Below are 16,127 nucleotides of genomic sequence, written 5' to 3'. Positions count from 1 at the left end.
TGTTTAGCGGGAGCCGTAGTTCGGCGCCTCGACGGTCATCTGGATATCGTGCGGGTGCGATTCCTTCAGTCCGGCCGGGGTGATCCGGACGAACTTGCCGCGGGCCTTCAGTTCGGCAACGGTGGGCGCACCGGTGTAGAACATGGTCTGGCGGAGGCCGCCCACCAGCTGGTAGGCCACGGAGGACAACGGACCGCGGTAGGCAACCCGGCCTTCGATGCCTTCGGGGATGAGCTTGTCATCACCGGAGACGTCCGCCTGGAAGTAGCGGTCCTTGGAGTAGGACGTGTTCTTGCCGCGCGACTGCATGGCGCCCAGCGAGCCCATGCCGCGGTAGGACTTGAACTGCTTGCCGTTGACGAAGATCAGTTCACCCGGGGACTCGTCGCAGCCCGCGAGCAGGGAGCCGAGCATGACGGTGTCGGCTCCGGCAACCAGCGCCTTGCCGATGTCGCCCGAATACTGCAGGCCGCCGTCGGCAATCAGCGGAACGCCGGCCGGGATGGCGGCCTTGGCGGACTCGTAGATGGCGGTGATCTGCGGGACGCCAACACCGGCCACCACGCGGGTGGTGCAGATGGAGCCCGGCCCCACGCCCACCTTGATGCCGTCGGCACCGGCGTCGATCAGCGCCTGGGCGCCTTCGCGGGTGGCGGCCTGGCCGCCGATGATGTCCACGTGCGCGGCAACGGGATCGGATTTGAGCCTGCGGATCATGTCCAGCACGCCCTGGGAGTGGCCGTTGGCGGTATCGACGAACAGGGCGTCGACGCCGGCGTCCACGAGTGCCATGGCGCGCTCCCAGCCGTCCCCGAAGAAGCCGATGGCGGCGCCCACGCGGAGCCGGCCTTCGTCGTCCTTGGTGGCCAGCGGGTACTGCTCCGCCTTGGTGAAGTCCTTGGTGGTGATGAGGCCTTTGAGCCGGCCCTGGTCGTCAACCAGGGGCAGCTTCTCGATCTTGTTGGTGGCCAGCTTGTGCGAGGCTTCCTCGCGGCTGATTCCCACGTGTCCGGTGACCAGCGGCATCTTGGTCATGACGTCGCTGACCAGCCGGAGCGGAAAGTCGGACTCGGGAACAAAGCGGGTGTCGCGGTTGGTGACAATGCCCAGCAGGCGGTTGTCCTCATCCACCACGGGAAGGCCTGAGACCCGGTACTGGGCGCAGAGGTTGTCCAGCTCGCGCAGGGTTGCCTCGGGCCGGATGGTGAGCGGGTTGGTGATCATGCCGGATTCGCTGCGCTTGACCCGGTCCACCTGGTCCGCCTGGTCCGCGATGGAAAGGTTCCGGTGCACCACGCCCAGGCCGCCCTGCCGCGCCATGGCGATGGCCATGCGGGATTCGGTGACGGTGTCCATGGCCGCGGAAAGCAACGGCGTCTGCACAGTGATCCGCTTGGAGATCCGGGAGGACGTGTCGGCCTCGGACGGGATGACCTCGGTGTGGCCCGGCAGGAGCAGGACGTCATCGTAGGTCAGGCCTATGAAGCCGAAGGGGTTGTGTTCGGGCTCGGTCATGAGTGCGCCTCTTACCTTGGTTGCTGGACGGGTAGGGGTTGCAGCCGATGACCAGCCCGTCATTACGGGACTGGCCTGTGCAGGAGATGTTGCCGGGCAGCCGCGGGGGCGGCGCCCTGCGGGCCGGAAAGTATTGAGTAAATATTAGAACCTCCGCGCCGATCCCCCTATTCCACGCGTGCAATGTGAGCAACTGCACGTCCCGGCCGGCCGCTGAGCAGCCCCGGCCCTCAGCTCCAGCCCGTGGCTGCCAGCAACCGCTCCTCAAACATGGGGATCATGCTTTCCACATATGTCCGGGTGAGGTGGTTGTCGTCCTTGTACACATAGACGTTCCCCACCACGCCGGGGCAGATCCCCCGGGCACAGATGAAGTCGCTCAGATCCATCAGGTGCAGCCGCTCCAGTTTGCCCCGGTAGCCGTCCAGCGGCGACGGGTCCGCCAGGGACTCCGCGAGGGGCACACTGCATTCCGCGGCGTCCGCGCCGTTCCGCTGCACGCACTCGGGCATGTTGAAGGTGAAACGGGGGTTGTCCCTGATCCCGATCACATCGATTCCCGCGTTCGCGAACGGGCGGACGCCCTCAAGGTATCCCGGGACCTCAGTCTCGTAGGGCGCCTCCTCGTGCGTCAGCGAGGCCACCGTGAACACGGCGTCGGGCCGATGCTCCAAGACGTAGGCAGTGCTGGCCCTGTTGTGGGCGTTGCACTCGGCGTTCCTTTCGGCCGATTCCGCCCCGAAGCGGCAGGCCGGCATCAGCAGCGTCACCAGTTCCCAGCCCCGGCTGGCCGCGACCGGCGCCAGCGCGCCGAGGTACTGCTGGGAGTGGGAGTCGCCCAGGACCACAATGCGCCTGGCCGCCTCCCCTTCCGGAAGCTCCTGCCGGCAGCCCTCAAGGATGGGGTCGCTGGTGGCGTTGGCCCCCGTGCAGGGAGCATGGATCCCGGCCCAGTCGTTGTCCAGCGCGGCAGGCCCGGGAATGATTCTGGCATCCGGGGCCGGCACCGGGGCGTTTTCCAGGTTCAGTGCGGCGGCACCGGGCGTGAACTCCCGGGGCTGCGCCGCCGTCGCGCTTTCCTCGGCGGTGAGCGTGGTCTGCCACACCGCGACGGGCCCCGCCAGGACGGCACCGCAGGCGGCAATGACGACGGCGGTGCGCCGGGCCCGCAGCTGGGGCCAGCGCCAGTCGCGGAGCGGCTTTTCCACAAAACGCGTGGTGAGGACGGCGAGCACGATGGAGGCGCCGACGATCCCCAGGCCCTGGACGAGATTGGGCGCCTCCACGCCGGTGGCGGCGAGCGAGAGCACTAGGACGGGCCAGTGCCACAGGTACAGGGCATACGAATTGTCTCCCAGTGCCACCAGCGGCTTGCTGCCGAGGAGCCGGTCCACGCCCCACCGGCTGCCGGTCTGCCCGGCCAGGATGATCGCGGCGCCGGCCAGGGTGGGCCAGAGTGCAACGTACCCGGGAAACGAGCGGTCCACGGTCAGGAGCAGGCCACAGGAGACCATGGCAGCCAGCCCTGCCCAGCCCAGCACCACGCGGAGGGCCCGTGCCGGCCTCAGCCAGGGCAGGGCAAGCGCCAGGAGGGAGCCCAGCGCGAACTCCCAGAGCCGGGTCCTGGTGTCGAAATAGGCGTAGGCCTGGTTGGTGGCTGTCTGATCCACGGAGTATGCCAGCGATGCCGCGAACACCGCGCCGAAGGCCAGCCCCAACAACCCGCGGTAGTTGACCTCGGCCAGTGCCGGGACGCGGTGCAGCAACGCCAGCAGCGCCGCGGTGCCGGTGAAGATCAGTGGCCACAGGATGAACACCTGGCCCTGGATGGACAGCGACCAGAAATGCTGAAGCGGGCTGGCGCCTGCGTGGTCCTGCGCGTAGTAGTCCACCGCCGTGTCCGCGAGCAGCCAGTTCTGGCCGTAAAGCAGCGAGGCCCAGGCCTGTTCCAGGACCTGCGGCCAACGGCTCTGCGGGAGGATCAGCCAGGTGCCGGCGAGGACGCCGAGGATTACCACGACGGCGGCCGGCAGCAGCCGCTTGAACAGGTGCAGCCAGTGGGCCAGGAGTCCAAACGGGCGCCCAGCTTCGGCTTTCCGGACAAAGGAGAGTGTCAGCAGGAAGGCGGAGACCAACAGGAAGATGTCCACTCCGCCCGATACCCGGCCAAGCCACACATGGTAGGCGACGACCATCAGGACGGCGAGCGCCCGGAGCCCTTGGACTTCGGGACGGAAGGTCGGTTTCCGCTGGCCGGACCGGGCCTGGCGTCCACGGCGTGGTTCAACCAAGGTCCCCGCACTCGACATGAAAACCCCTCCAGACCCGCCAGCCAAAACATCAAGCCTACGGATCGGCGTCGGCCAAGGCCAATAAACGGCAGCGCCCCAGCCCACGAACTATGCTTGCCACAACCAGGGAGGGGAGCCGACGTGATTGTCCAGCTGCGGATCTGTGTGCCGGAAGAGTTGTCGGCAGTGACGCTGAATACTTGTCAGGACCATCCCGGAACGGCCGAGGCAGCCTTTTTTCCAGGCGCATCCGTGGCGCCCCCGGGCGATGTCATCGAACTCCAGGTTGCCCGGGAATCGGTCGAGGGGCTGCTTGAGAAACTTGATGTCCTCAAGGCGCAAGAGATGGGATCGATCGTCATTTCGATGCCGGAGCTCGTACTGTCGCGGCGCGCAGACAGTGCCGAGTCAGCTGCCCCTGGATTCGGCGCGGATGCGGTGATTTGGGACGAGGTCTCGCACCAGACCGGCGAGGACTCAAAATTATCGTGGAGCTATCTGGCCTTCCTGGTCCTGGCCACCCAGCTTGCCGCGATCGGCATCGTGACCAATTCCACAATCGCCATCGTGGGGGCGATGGCCGTAGGGCCGGAGTTCGGTCCCCTGGCTGCGCTGGCCGTGGCACTGGCGCGGGGCCAGTGGGGGCTCGGGCGGAAGGCCGCCGTCGCGCTTGGCGTCGGTTTTCCGGTGGCGATGCTGCTGGCGGCGCTGACCGCCTGGCTATCCATCCCGCTCGGGCTCTTTCCCGCCGATGCCCTGGACACCGGATCCGCCGTCGAATTCATCTACCATCCAGGACCCTATTCACTGATCGTCGCCATCCTGGCCGGCGCCGCGGGAATGTTGTCCGTCATCAGTCGCCGGTCAGCGGCGCTCATCGGCGTCTTTATCTCGGTCACCACCGTCCCGGCGGCGGGATACGTTGCCGTGGCGCTGGTGTTGGGCGAGTTCCAGAAGGCGGCCGGATCCGCCTTCCAGCTGTTGCTGAACCTCGTCGGCATAGTTGTAGCCGCTGTGGCGATCCTCCTCATCTACCGTGTTGTCTCCAAACGGCTGCCTGAGGCCACAACGCGGCGGCTCAAGTGGGAGCTACGGCGGACTCGCGGTTGAGCGGAGCAGGAATCCTGGCCGCAAGGTACCGCGCGTCGCGGCCGACTCCGGGAAGGGTTGCGGAGGCCGCCGCGTACAGGAATTCCTGCCCCAGGAAGAACAGCCCGGGGGTGTCCAGGGCGATACCGCGGTGCTGGCGCGGCAGCGCGCCGCCGTCGAGCAGGTCCGGATCGATCCAGCTGAAATCGTCCCGGAACCCCGTGCACCAGATCACGTTTGCGGCATCCTGCCGGGTGCCGTCCGCCAGGACCGGCTTCCCGTCCTCCACGCCGGCCACCCGCGGTGCGAGCCGCACGCCGGCCGCCGCCAGGTCCTTGGTCTTGGTCCTGATCAGGGGCGTGGCGTGCGCTTTGAAGACCGGCGCCGCTTTGCGCCCGATGGGCGTGCCAAGCGTGAGCACATGCAGCCCAAGGAAGCGGACAAGGGGCAGAGCGTAGCGGGCAGCGGCCCGGCCGTGTTTCACCGGAAGCTCGCCGCCGGGCTTGCCCGCCACGGTAGTGGGGTGGGTCCGGCATACTTCGAGGGCTATCTCCGCCCCCGAGTTGCCGAGCCCCACCACCAGGACCGGCCCGTCCTGCAGCTGGCCCGGATTCCGGTAGCCGCTGGAGTGGAGTTGGAGTATGGAGGGGGCAAGCTCCGCCGCAAAAGCAGGCACTTTGGGTGCCTGGCTGACCCCGGTAGCCACGACGGCGTTGCGCGCCTCCCAGCGGCGGCCGTTGGACGCTGCGACGAAGTGGTCCGCTTCCCGCCACAGGCGTTCCACCCGGGTGCCGTGGACTATGGGCAGCCCCTTCCCCGCGGCATAGCTTTCCAGATATCCGGCCACCTCGTCCTTCGTGGGGAAGGACAGCGGATCGGCCGGGAACGGTTCTCCGGGAAGTCCGTCGAACTTCGCGGGCGTGAACAGCCGGAGCGAATCCCACCGCTGGCGCCAGGCGTCGCCGGTGCGCGGATTTGCATCCAGGATGAGGAAGGTCCGGTGCTGCTCCTTGAGGTGGTGGCCCAGGGCGAGTCCCGCCTGGCCGCCGCCGATGATCATTGTGTCCAGCATGCCGGTCACGTTGCTGCTGTTCATGGCTGTGCTCCTGTTGTGCTGATGGGAATGCCTGATTCTGAGCCTTCCTGTCCTGACGCGTGGGCGCCTCCCTCAGTGCGGCCTGCGCCGCCGTAGCGCAGCCACCACACCAGCATCAGGCCGGAAGCCGCGACGTAGGCGAGATGGAGGGCCCAGATGGGCCCGGCCGGGAGGTTGAACACGTACACGGAATGGACCGCATTGGCCACATTTGTCAGCAGCAGGTTTCCCAGGCTGTAGGAGGACAGGTTCTTGGTCCGTGCCGCCTTGACCAGCATCGGCAGCATACCGAGGGCGAAGAGCACCGTGGAAAGGGTGCCGGCAAGGACTGAAAGGTTCATGCTTGAAGGCTATGGGCCGCGAACGGGCGGGCGCGTCGGGCAAAACATGCAACTGGGCCGCAGGACCTGCTGGGTAATTTTGTGTACCCCCTAGCCGGTGAGCCCGTGCTCGAAGGCGTACTTGGTGGCCGCTGCCCGCGAAGACAGTCCGAGCTTCAGGAAGATGTTGCTGATGTGCCGGGCCACGGTTTTCTCGCTGAGGAACAGGTGCGCCGCGATGGCGCGGTTACCCTCCCCGGACGCCACGAGCCGCAGCACCTCGACCTCCCGCTCGGTCAAGGGGCCTTGGTGCCGGCCGGCGTCGTCCGTGCCTGCCTGCATGAGGGAGGCCGCCCACGCGGCGGCCGGAGCGGCGCCAAGTTCGAGGAATTCAGCATGGGCGGACTCAAAATCCATCAGCGCAGAGGCTTCATCGCCCAACGCCCGGCAGGCAATTCCGATCAGCACACGGCACTGGGCAGCCTCGTACGGCACGCCAAGTCCAGCCCACAGGTGCCAGGCCTGCCTCAAAGACACGCACGCCGCGGCAGGATTACCTTCCGCCAGCCGGACCGCCCCATCAGCCTGGCTGGCTGCCGCCCGGACCATTGGTTTGGGGTACTCCCGGGCGAAGAACTCCAGCTCTGCGGCAGCCCGGGCCGCTGCTTCCACATCGGCTGCTGCCAACTCGATCTCCACCAGTGCCGGCAGCAGGTGCCGGCGGGTGGCCTCATCAGCTTCGCCGGCGGTCCGGCGGATCATCGACTGCGCCTGCCGAGGGTCACCCCGTGCCAGCCAAAGGAGGGCAAGGCCAGGTTGGGGCTCGTAGCCGCTCCGGGCCGCCTGGCGGTAGGAAGCGTCCGCTGCGTCAAGGTCGCCGGCGAGGCGCTGCACCTCGCCCTGCTGGTAGTAGCCGCCGAACAGCGCCTGGGGATCACCGTGGATGGCCCGTTGCTGTGCGACCGCCGCTGCCTCCAGTGCTTCATGCCAGGCGCCGTGGAGCCGGAAGAGTTCGGCCCGGTGGGACTGGCACTGGCCGCTGAACGGCACCATATCCGGGCGGGCAGCACACCAGCGGTCGAGGGCCGCTGTCCACTCCAGCGCCCTCTTCAGGTCGAAGGCCAGATGGCAATTGCCGATGACCGCGCAGTAGATGATGCCGGAAGGGATCGGGGACAGCTCACCTGTTGTCACAGCGACCATGGCCTCATCGAACAAGCTGATCGCCTCGTCCGCCCGGCCCAGCATAAGGGTGGCCTGGCCGGTGCCAAGGAGGCCAAGTGCAGACAGGTCCTTATCCTGGAACCTCCGGCCGACCTCGGCAGCCTGGGAGAAGAGCTGGAGTGCGGCTGCGGGCTCCCCGCCATATAGTTTGCCCAGGGCTGCGGGGACCAGCAGGAACCCCTCGACGACGTTGGGCTCGGTCAGCTCATCGAGGAGCCGCTGGCCGCGGGCGAACCATCCCCCGGCCTGCGCCGCCTCGCCGAGGTTCATGAACTGGATCCCGAGCCAGCCTGCGCACCGGGCGGCCCCTGCCACATCGCCGATTTCCAGGTACTCTTCGTGGGCCCGGGTGAGTGTGTCCAGGCCCGTTGTGGTGTTTCCGGTCAGGATCTCGGCGGTGGCCAGCCGTTCAAGGTCGGCGGCGGGAAGCCCGCCACGCTGGTTCGCGTCCGTGTAGCTCCTGAGGGAATCGGTCCAGCGATTCTCCCGGAAGGCTGACCTGCCCTCGTCAATGGCCGTTTCAGTTGACACTCGGACCTCCTTGGGCACCTGCCCGCCCCGCCGGCCTCGCCGCCCCGGGCGCCGGACGCCCGGGACCTAAGCGTCACGCTACGCCCGGTACACACCGGGCACAAGCGGCTGGAAGAGGCGGGTCCGGCTACGGCCGCAGCAGCCCCCGCAGGGTCTGGATGGTGTCCGCTTCCGCGGCCGGCTTGTCGTCCCGGTAGCGTTTTACGCGCGCGAACCTCAGCGCGATACCGCCTGGATAGCGGGACGACTGCTGTACACCGTCGATGGCAATCTCGACCACCGTGACCGGCTCTACCCAGACGGTGCCCGCCGTGCGCCGCACCTCGAGTTCCTGGAACCGCCCGGTCTGCCAGCGCAGCAGCTCATCAGTGAGGCCTTTGAAGGTCTTGCCCACCATGACGAAGCCGCCGGGATCACCAAACTCACCCGTGGGGTCCAAGGCGCCAAGGTGCAGGTTGGACAGCAGCCCGGTGCGCCGGCCCGAGCCCCATTCGCAGGCGAGCACCACCAGGTCGTAAGTGAGCACCGGCTTCACCTTGATCCAGTTGGAGCCCCGGCGGCCGGCCGCGTAAGGGGACCCCACGGCCTTCACCACCACGCCCTCATGGCCGGCGGCGAGTGCATCGCGCGACACCCTTTCGGCAACAGCCGCGTCCGCCGTGATCTCCCCGGGGATCCTGTGCCCGGGCACGATGCTTTCAAGCACGCCGATGCGGGTGGACAAGGGTTCATCCAGCAGGTCCCGCCCGTCAATGTGCAGCACGTCGAAGAACCACGGATGCAGCAGGGTCTCGCGTGCAGCGTCCGCCCCGAACCGGGACATGGTTTCCTGGAACGGCCGGGGGCCGCCGTCCTCGTCCAGGGCGAGGGTCTCGCCGTCGAGGATCACGTCCCGCACCCCAAGTCCTCGCACCACCTCCACCACCTCAGGCAGCCTGTGGGTCACTTCCGCCAAGGTGCGTGTGTAGATGCGCACGTCGTCGCCGGTGCGGTGCACCTGGATGCGTGCGCCGTCGAGCTTGTATTCCACGGACGCCTCCCCGGTGACCTCCAGCGCCGCGCCGACGCTGGCCGCGGTTGAGGCGAGCATGGGCTGAACGGGGCGTCCCACGACGAGTCCGACGGCGTCAAGCTCGGCAGGCGTTCCCGTGAGCGCCAGGACGGCGGTGTCGCCCAGGTCGCCGGAGAGCATGGCCGCCCGGCGCACGGCCTCGACCGGCCGGCCGGAGGCACGGGCAACCGCATCCGCCAGGACGCCTTCGAGCGCACCGGTCCGCAGTTCTCCCAGCAGCACGCCGGCGATGAATGCCTGCTCGCGTTCAGTAGCTGCCGCTGTGAGCGTCCTGAGGGTCGCAGCACGTTCTGCTGCCGATCCCGCGCCTGCTGTTGCGAGCAGCCGGTCCAACGCCGCATCGAGGTCTGCGACAGTAAGCCTGGGCTCGGCGGCCGGCTCCCCCATGGCCGCTGACATGCCGCGCCAGCCAATCCCTACCCGGCCCTGGCGCGGCCTGGCAGCCAGCAGGCCCACCGCCGTCGCGATCTCCGCGGGCTCGAGGCGGCGCAGCAGGTGGGCCAGTGCGTCCACTTTCGCCAGCCGGGACCGGGTGGACGCGACGGCATCCGAAGTACTCACGAGCTCGTCGAGCAGCATTGCCCCAGTCTGCCACGGCTGTTGTGCCGCGGGCGGCGGATGCTGGACAGGGCCGGAACTCCGTCCCAAAATGGGCTGGTGGGGATCATTATCGCCAACCTGTTCATCACCCTCGACGGCGTCTACCAGGCGCCCGGCGGCCGCGAGGAGGACACTGCGGGCGGCTTCGCCTTCGGCGGCTGGCAGGCGCCCGTGTCCGACGACGAGGCTGAAGCGGCCATCGAGGCTGAGATCAGCCAGATCGACGCCCTGCTTCTCGGCCGGAAAACCTACGACATTTTCGCTTCGTACTGGCCCCGCCAGTCCGGTGATATCGGGGGCACGCTCAACCGGGTGCCGAAGTACGTTGTCTCCGGCACCCTCACCTCTCCGGGCTGGGCGGGCACAAAAGTCCTGCCGGATGCCACGGCCGCGGGCCGGCTGCGGGAGGAATACGACCAGGTGCACATGTTCGGCAGCGGCGTCCTCATCCGTTCGCTGCTCGCGGCAAACGTACTGGACCGCCTCCACCTCTGGCTCTATCCGATAACCCTCGGGCAGGGCAAGCGCCTGTTCGACGCCGGGACCATCCCTGCGTCCTTCCGCCTCGCGGAGCCGGCACGCAGTTTCCCGAAGGGGGCGGTGTCGCTGGCCTACGAGCGCACCGGCGACGTGGAAACGCAGGACATGCCGGGAGCGTAGAGCGGATGCCCTGAACGGACGGCCCCGGGGCAACAAAAAACCGGCCCAGCGGAGGCTGGACCGGTTTTTTGCGTTACACGGTTGCCCGTGCGCAGCTATTTGCTAGTGGCTGTGTCCCGCGTGCTCGTCTTCCTCGGCAGGCTTCTCGACAACCAGGGTCTCGGTGGTGAGAACCAGGGCAGCGATGGAAGCCGCGTTGCGGAGGGCCGCGCGGGTGACCTTGACGGGGTCGATGACACCGGCAGCGATCAGGTCCTCGTACTCGCCCGACTTGGCGTTGAAGCCGTTGTTGGTTTCGAGCTCGGCAACCTTGGCGGTGATGACGTAGCCGTCGAAACCGGCGTTCTGGGCAATCCAGCGCAGCGGCTGGACCAGCGCGCGGCGGACAATGCCCACGGCAGCGGCGGCGTCGCCTTCGAGTGCCTTGACGGCCGGGTCCTCATCCAGTGCCTTCAAGGCGTGGATCAGGGCCGAGCCACCGCCGGCCACGATGCCCTCTTCCAGGGCAGCTCGGGTGGAGGAAACAGCATCCTCGATGCGGTGCTTCTTCTCCTTGAGCTCAACCTCGGTGGCTGCGCCAACCTTGATGACACCGATGCCGCCGGCCAGCTTGGCCAGGCGTTCCTGGAGCTTTTCACGGTCCCAGTCGGAATCGGTGCGGGTCAGCTCGGCGCGGAGCTGGGCCACGCGCGCTGCCACGTCTTCGGCCGAGCCTGCGCCGTCAACGATGGTGGTGTTGTCCTTGGTGACGGTGATGCGGCGGGCGGTGCCCAGCACCTCAAGGCCGACGGTGTCCAGGCTGAGGCCCAGTTCCGGGGACACAACCTGCGCACCGGTGAGGGTGGCGATGTCCTGCAGCATGGCCTTGCGGCGGTCACCGAAGCCGGGAGCCTTGACGGCGACGACGTTCAGGGTGCCGCGGATGCGGTTGACGATCAGCGTGGACAGTGCCTCGCCCTCAACGTCTTCGGCAATGATGAACAGCGGCTTGGAAGCCTGCAGCGCCTTTTCCAGCAGCGGCAGGAATTCCTGGATGCTGGAGATCTTGCCCTGGTTGATCAGGATGAGGGCGTCCTCGAGGACTGCTTCCTGGCGTTCCGCGTCCGTGACGAAGTACGGGGACAGGTAGCCCTTGTCGAACTGCATGCCCTCGGTCAGGACCAGTTCGGTCTGCGTGGTGGAGGACTCCTCGATGGTGATCACACCATCCTTGCCCACCTTGCCGAATGCCTCGGCGAGGAGCTCGCCGATCTCGTCGCTCTGGGCGGAGATGGCTGCAACGTTGGCCACCTGGGTGCCTTCAACGGGGCGGGCGTTCTCCAGCAGGCGGGCGGCGACGGCCTCAACGGCAACCTCGATGCCCCGCTTGATCTGGCCGGGAGCTGCGCCTGCAGCCACGTTGCGCAGGCCTTCCTTGACCAGGGCCTGCGCCAGGACGGTTGCCGTGGTGGTGCCGTCACCGGCAACATCGTTGGTCTTGGTTGCGACTTCCTTGGCCAGCTGCGCGCCAAGGTTCTCGTAGGGGTCGTCCAGTTCCACTTCGCGGGCGATGGTGACGCCGTCGTTCGTGATGGTGGGAGCGCCCCACTTCTTGTCCAGGACGACGTTGCGGCCGCGGGGGCCGAGCGTCACCTTGACGGTGTTGGCGAGCTTATCGATGCCGGCTTCAAGAGACCGGCGGGCAGCGTCGTTAAACGCAAGCTGCTTTGCCATGGTTTTGTCCTTTCAAGACAGAACCCCGCGCAGCCGACCAGCAGAATGCATGACCAGCGGCACGGGGATCCGGAGAGTTACTTTACGACGATCGCCAGGACGTCGCGGGCGGACAGCACGAGGTACTCGGTGCCGCCGGTCTTGACTTCGGTTCCGCCGTACTTGGAGTAGATAACGACGTCGCCAACGGCTACGTCGACAGGAACGCGGTTGCCGTCCTCAAAGCGGCCGGGGCCTACTGCAACAACTTCGCCTTCCTGCGGCTTCTCCTGTGCGGAGTCCGGGATGACCAGGCCGGAAGCCGTGGTCTGCTCGGCTTCGAGCGGGCGGACAACAATACGATCCTCAAGAGGCTTAATAGAGACCGACACTCGGACCTCTCCTTCTTCGTCAGCAAATTCGTGGACTGGAAAGCTTTCCGCCCTGGCTGGCAAACCGTCGTCGCGGTGCCGGCAGCAGCCAGGCTGGCAGCTCTTCATGTGTTAGCACCCTCCTAGGGAGAGTGCTAATGATGACTCTATGTAAGGCTTAGCACTCGGTCAAGGCGAGTGCCAGCGTTTCGTCATGGGCGGACACCAATCCATGTACATTTGACCGGTGCGAGCAGCCCTGTACCTGACCCTTGCCACCCTCTTCTGGGCGGGTAACTTCGTTGTAGGCCAGGCCGCCATGGAAACCATGCAGCCGCTCCAGCTGACCTTCTGGCGCTGGGCCCTGGCTGCCGTGCCGCTGCTGGCCCTGGCACAGGCGGTGGACCGGCCGGACTGGCGCGCTGTCCTGCGCCGCTGGCCGATGCTCCTGCTCCTGAGCTGCCTTGGGATGAGCGCCTATACCCTGCTGCTCTACAGTGCGCTGGGGCACACCTCTGCCCTGAACGCCTCCCTGGTGACGGCTGCGAACCCGGCCCTGATCATGGTCCTGGCCGCCATCCTGCTTCGGGACAGGCCGGGTCCCCTGAGCTGGGTGGGCGTTGCCCTGGGCCTGGCAGGCGTCCTGCTGGTCCTCACCGGAGGCAACCTGCAGCGGCTGCTGACTTTCTCGATTGATGCCGGCGAATTGCTGATCGTGGCCGCCATCACCGTCTGGGGCTTCTATACGATCATCGCCCGCAGGCTCTCCGTCCCGGCGATTACGTCCACCGCGGTGCAGGTGGCCATGGCTGCGATTGTCCTGGTTCCCTTTGCGGTGGCCACCGGGGCAGGGCTGCCGGCCACCGCCTCGGAGGGCTGGTCGCTGGCCTACATTGCCCTGTTCCCCTCCTTGGGTTCCTACCTGCTCTGGAACCTTGCACTCAAGCGCACCTCGGCTGCCAATGCCGGAAACTACCTGAACCTCATTGCCGTCTTCACCGCGATCATCACGGTGGCCCTTGGCCAGCCCATCACGGTCCCGCAGGTCCTGGGCGGCGTCCTGGTCATTTCCGGGGTCCTGCTCACCAGCGCGGGCGGCAGGCCACCTCAGCGGCCCAGGTCGTCGAAGTCGACGTCCTCTCCGCCGTCGGCCCCGCCTGCGGAGTTCCGCCCCCGGTAGAGGAGGAAGGCAGAGACCAGGGCGGTCAACAGCGACGCGGCAAGGAAGACGACGCTGCCGGCCCGGGCTCCGTCGTACAGCCCCCGGATATCCCGGGCCTCCTGGGTGTCGTCCTTGATGTCGTTGCCGCCCACCGAATAGACGGTGGCGTTGAAGGTGTCCAGGAAGAAGATGATCACCAGGAGCGCCAGGCACACCACCGCCACCACGGAACCTGCGATCAGTGCCGGCCGGGCGAACCTCGCCGGGCCGCCGTCCCCGGGTTGGTGCTGACGGGGCTGCTGCGGACCTGCACTCTGGTTCATGGCTTCAACACTATCGGCATAGCGGCGGCCCGCTCCTCCACTAGGCTGGAACCCATGGCTCACGCTCCCCAGGACCAGATTGCACCGCTGCTCACCCCTGAAGGCTGGGAGCTCCTGGCGTCCCTGGGCCCCTACCAGGAAGAGAAGTCCTTCGAGCTGAACTCGGCCCTCCGCAAGGCCGGCCACTCCCCCGAACTGGTTTCCGCCGTCCTGACCCAGTCCCGGCTCCGCACCAAGGCCGCGGCGAAGTTCGGTGAGTTCGCCCGCAGCATGCTGTTCACCCAGGCAGGGCTGGAACAGGCAACCCGGCTGAACGTCGCCGCCCGCCATGCCCAGAGGTTCGCCGAGGCCGGAGTCCGCCACGTGGCGGACCTAGGCTGCGGCCTGGCCGCGGACTCGCTGGCGCTGGCTTCCATGGACATCAACGTCACCGCTGTGGAGATGGACGAGACGACGGCGGCCTGCGCCACGGTGAACCTCATTCCGTTCCCCAACGCCACCGTGGTCCACGCAGACGCCACGGCGGTGCCGCTGGACGGGGTCGACGGCGTCTGGCTGGATCCCGCGCGCCGGGTCACTTCGACGTCGGGCACCAAGCGGATCTGGGACCCTGAAGCCTTTTCGCCGCCCTTGTCCTTCGTTGAGGGCCTGGCCGCGTCCGGCCTGGCCGTCGGGGTCAAGATGGGCCCGGGCATGCCGCACGAGTCCGTTCCGGCCGGCTGTGAGGCACAGTGGGTTTCGGTGGCGGGCGACGTCACCGAGGTTGCGCTGTGGTTCAACGCAGTGCGCCGGCCCGGAGTCCGCCGGGCCGCTCTGGTGCTCGGCGCCCGGGGCGCGGCGGAGCTGACCAGCGGAGAAGACTTCGGCGCCGGTCCTGCCGCTCCGGTGGGGCCGGTGGAGGGCTACCTCTACGAACCGGACGGCGCGGTGATCCGGGCCGGCCTGGTGGCCGACGTCGCGCTGCAGCTTGGCGGACACCTGGTGGATGAGCACATCGCCTATGTGTGCGCACCGGAGCTGGTGGATACACCGTTCGCGCGCGCCTACAAGGTCCTGGACGTGATGCCCTACAACGTCAAGGCGCTCAAGGCCTGGGTGAAGGCAGAGGGCATCGGGGTGCTGGACATCAAAAAGCGCGGCACCGCCGTCACTCCCGAGGAGCTCCGCAGGCAGCTCCTGCCAGGGGGGAAGAGCGCAGCCGGAAAGAACTCCGGCAAGAAGGCCGGGACCAAAACAGCCACCCTGGTCCTGACCCGTATCGGGGAGGACCGGGTGGCCATCGTGGTGGAGCCGGTGCCGGGCACTGCCCGCGAAGAAACGGCTACTGCGCGCGCATGAACTCTTCCGCCGCGCGCACCTGCCCGGCAGTGGGCCGGATGCCGGTGTACAGCACGAACTGCTCCAGGGCCTGGATGGTTGCCACTTCCGCACCGGTAATCACGGGTTTCCCCGCCGCCCGCGCAGCCTTGACCAGCGGCGTCTCGGCGGGCAGCGCAACCACGTCGAACACCACTTTGGCGGCGTCGATGGCTTCCTGCGGGAAGGCCAGGGCACCTGCCTCGGATCCGCCCGCCATGCCAATCGGCGTCACGTTGATGATCAGGTCGGCGGTCCCGCCGTCGAGTTCGGCGCGCCACTGGAACCCGTACTGTTCTGCGAGCGCCCGGCCCGTGGTTTCGTTCCGTGCAATGACCGTGACGTCGGTAAAGCCGGCGTCCCGAAGCGCGGCGACAGTGGCCTTGGCCATCCCGCCCGCGCCCTGGACCAGGACGGAATAGCCCGTAGGCACCTTGTTGGCGGCCAGAAGCTGTTCGATTGCCGTGTAGTCGGTGTTGTAGGCCTTGAGGTGCCCGTCCGTGTTCACGATGGTGTTCACTGAATCAATGGCCTTGGCCGAGGGGTCCATCTCGTCGACGAGGGCGATGACGTCCTCCTTGTACGGCATGGAGATGGCGCAACCGCGGATGCCCAGCCCCCGGACCCCGGCGATGGCCTGTTCAAGGTTGGTGGGGGCGAAGGCCTTGTAGATCCAGTTGAGGTCCAGCTGCTCATACAGGTGGTTGTGGAACCGGGTCCCGTTGTTGCTGGGCCGGGCCGAGAGCGAGATGCAGAGGGTCATGTCTTTATTCAGAATGGGCACCCCACCATTTAACCCGCTCCCGCCCAACTAGGTAGCGCTAA

At 67.3% G+C, this 16,127-nt stretch carries 14 protein-coding genes; 4 read left to right on the top strand and 10 right to left on the bottom strand.

All coding sequences use genetic code 11. The annotated features are described in order from the left end of the window. Window positions 1-3: 3 nt before the first annotated feature. Together guaB and GK109_RS16265 are read right to left on the bottom strand one after the other, a co-directional pair. On the bottom strand, window positions 4-1,515 hold the full coding sequence (gene guaB, locus GK109_RS16270; protein WP_104998577.1) for an IMP dehydrogenase: 1,512 nt from the start codon (window positions 1,513-1,515) through the stop codon (window positions 4-6). Between the two features lie 230 nt (window positions 1,516-1,745). Then, window positions 1,746-3,824, bottom strand: coding sequence for an acyltransferase family protein (locus tag GK109_RS16265; RefSeq protein ID WP_157241655.1), 2,079 nt, complete (start codon window positions 3,822-3,824; stop codon window positions 1,746-1,748). Window positions 3,825-3,947: 123 nt separating this feature from the next. On the opposite strand from GK109_RS16265, the gene GK109_RS16260 reads away from it, so the two are divergent. Next, on the top strand, window positions 3,948-4,916 hold the full coding sequence (locus tag GK109_RS16260) for a DUF389 domain-containing protein (RefSeq protein WP_323056644.1): 969 nt from the start codon (window positions 3,948-3,950) through the stop codon (window positions 4,914-4,916). Here GK109_RS16260 and GK109_RS16255 read toward each other — a convergent pair. From GK109_RS16255 to GK109_RS16240, 4 genes are all read right to left on the bottom strand, one after another. Then, window positions 4,885-5,991, bottom strand: coding sequence for an NAD(P)/FAD-dependent oxidoreductase (locus GK109_RS16255; RefSeq protein WP_157241653.1), 1,107 nt, complete (start codon window positions 5,989-5,991; stop codon window positions 4,885-4,887). The two genes, GK109_RS16260 and GK109_RS16255, sit on opposite strands and share 32 nt — an antisense overlap. After that, window positions 5,988-6,332, bottom strand: coding sequence for a hypothetical protein (locus tag GK109_RS16250; protein ID WP_157241652.1), 345 nt, complete (start codon window positions 6,330-6,332; stop codon window positions 5,988-5,990). Before GK109_RS16250 ends, GK109_RS16255 begins: the two co-directional genes overlap by 4 nt. Window positions 6,333-6,422: 90 nt before the next feature. Continuing rightward, entirely contained in the window at window positions 6,423-8,066 is a 1,644-nt protein-coding gene (locus GK109_RS16245; RefSeq protein ID WP_370460646.1) for a LuxR C-terminal-related transcriptional regulator, read from the bottom strand. A gap of 127 nt (window positions 8,067-8,193) precedes the next feature. After that, window positions 8,194-9,717, bottom strand: a complete 1,524-nt coding sequence (locus tag GK109_RS16240; protein WP_157241651.1) for an ATP-dependent DNA ligase — start codon at window positions 9,715-9,717, stop codon at window positions 8,194-8,196. A gap of 78 nt (window positions 9,718-9,795) precedes the next feature. Between GK109_RS16240 and GK109_RS16235 the strand changes: the two genes are divergently transcribed. Next, entirely contained in the window at window positions 9,796-10,398 is a 603-nt protein-coding gene (locus GK109_RS16235; RefSeq protein ID WP_321214032.1) for a dihydrofolate reductase family protein, read from the top strand. 102 nt (window positions 10,399-10,500) lie between these two features. Here the strand turns inward: GK109_RS16235 and groL are convergent, their stop codons facing one another. Beyond that, window positions 10,501-12,111 (bottom strand): chaperonin GroEL, encoded by a 1,611-nt coding sequence (gene groL, locus GK109_RS16230; protein WP_157241649.1) that lies wholly within the window; start codon window positions 12,109-12,111, stop codon window positions 10,501-10,503. Between the two features lie 77 nt (window positions 12,112-12,188). Beyond that, entirely contained in the window at window positions 12,189-12,482 is a 294-nt protein-coding gene (gene groES / locus GK109_RS16225; protein WP_003805290.1) for a co-chaperone GroES, read from the bottom strand. A 226-nt stretch (window positions 12,483-12,708) separates the two neighbouring features. On the opposite strand from groES, the gene GK109_RS16220 reads away from it, so the two are divergent. Beyond that, window positions 12,709-13,641, top strand: coding sequence for a DMT family transporter (locus tag GK109_RS16220; RefSeq protein ID WP_370460645.1), 933 nt, complete (start codon window positions 12,709-12,711; stop codon window positions 13,639-13,641). On the opposite strand, the gene GK109_RS16215 is transcribed toward GK109_RS16220, so the two are convergent. Next, a complete protein-coding gene (locus GK109_RS16215; protein ID WP_157241648.1) occupies window positions 13,569-13,946 on the bottom strand; it encodes a hypothetical protein in 378 nt (125 codons plus the stop codon). The two genes, GK109_RS16220 and GK109_RS16215, sit on opposite strands and share 73 nt — an antisense overlap. A 54-nt stretch (window positions 13,947-14,000) precedes the next feature. Here GK109_RS16215 and GK109_RS16210 point away from each other — a divergent pair, with 54 nt between their 5' ends. After that, window positions 14,001-15,284 carry a class I SAM-dependent methyltransferase gene (locus tag GK109_RS16210; RefSeq protein ID WP_157241647.1) on the top strand — a complete coding sequence of 428 codons (1,284 nt, stop codon included), beginning with the start codon at window positions 14,001-14,003 and terminating at the stop codon, window positions 15,282-15,284. Here the strand turns inward: GK109_RS16210 and GK109_RS16205 are convergent. After that, a complete protein-coding gene (locus GK109_RS16205) occupies window positions 15,268-16,065 on the bottom strand; it encodes a shikimate 5-dehydrogenase (protein ID WP_157243042.1) in 798 nt (265 codons plus the stop codon). The two genes, GK109_RS16210 and GK109_RS16205, sit on opposite strands and share 17 nt — an antisense overlap. Between the last annotated feature and the right edge of the window lie 62 nt (window positions 16,066-16,127).

This window comes from Pseudarthrobacter sp. GA104 (genome assembly GCF_009741265.1).
In the GTDB taxonomy this organism is placed as follows: domain Bacteria; phylum Actinomycetota; class Actinomycetes; order Actinomycetales; family Micrococcaceae; genus Arthrobacter.
This window is presented reverse-complemented; position numbering and strand designations above follow the sequence as displayed.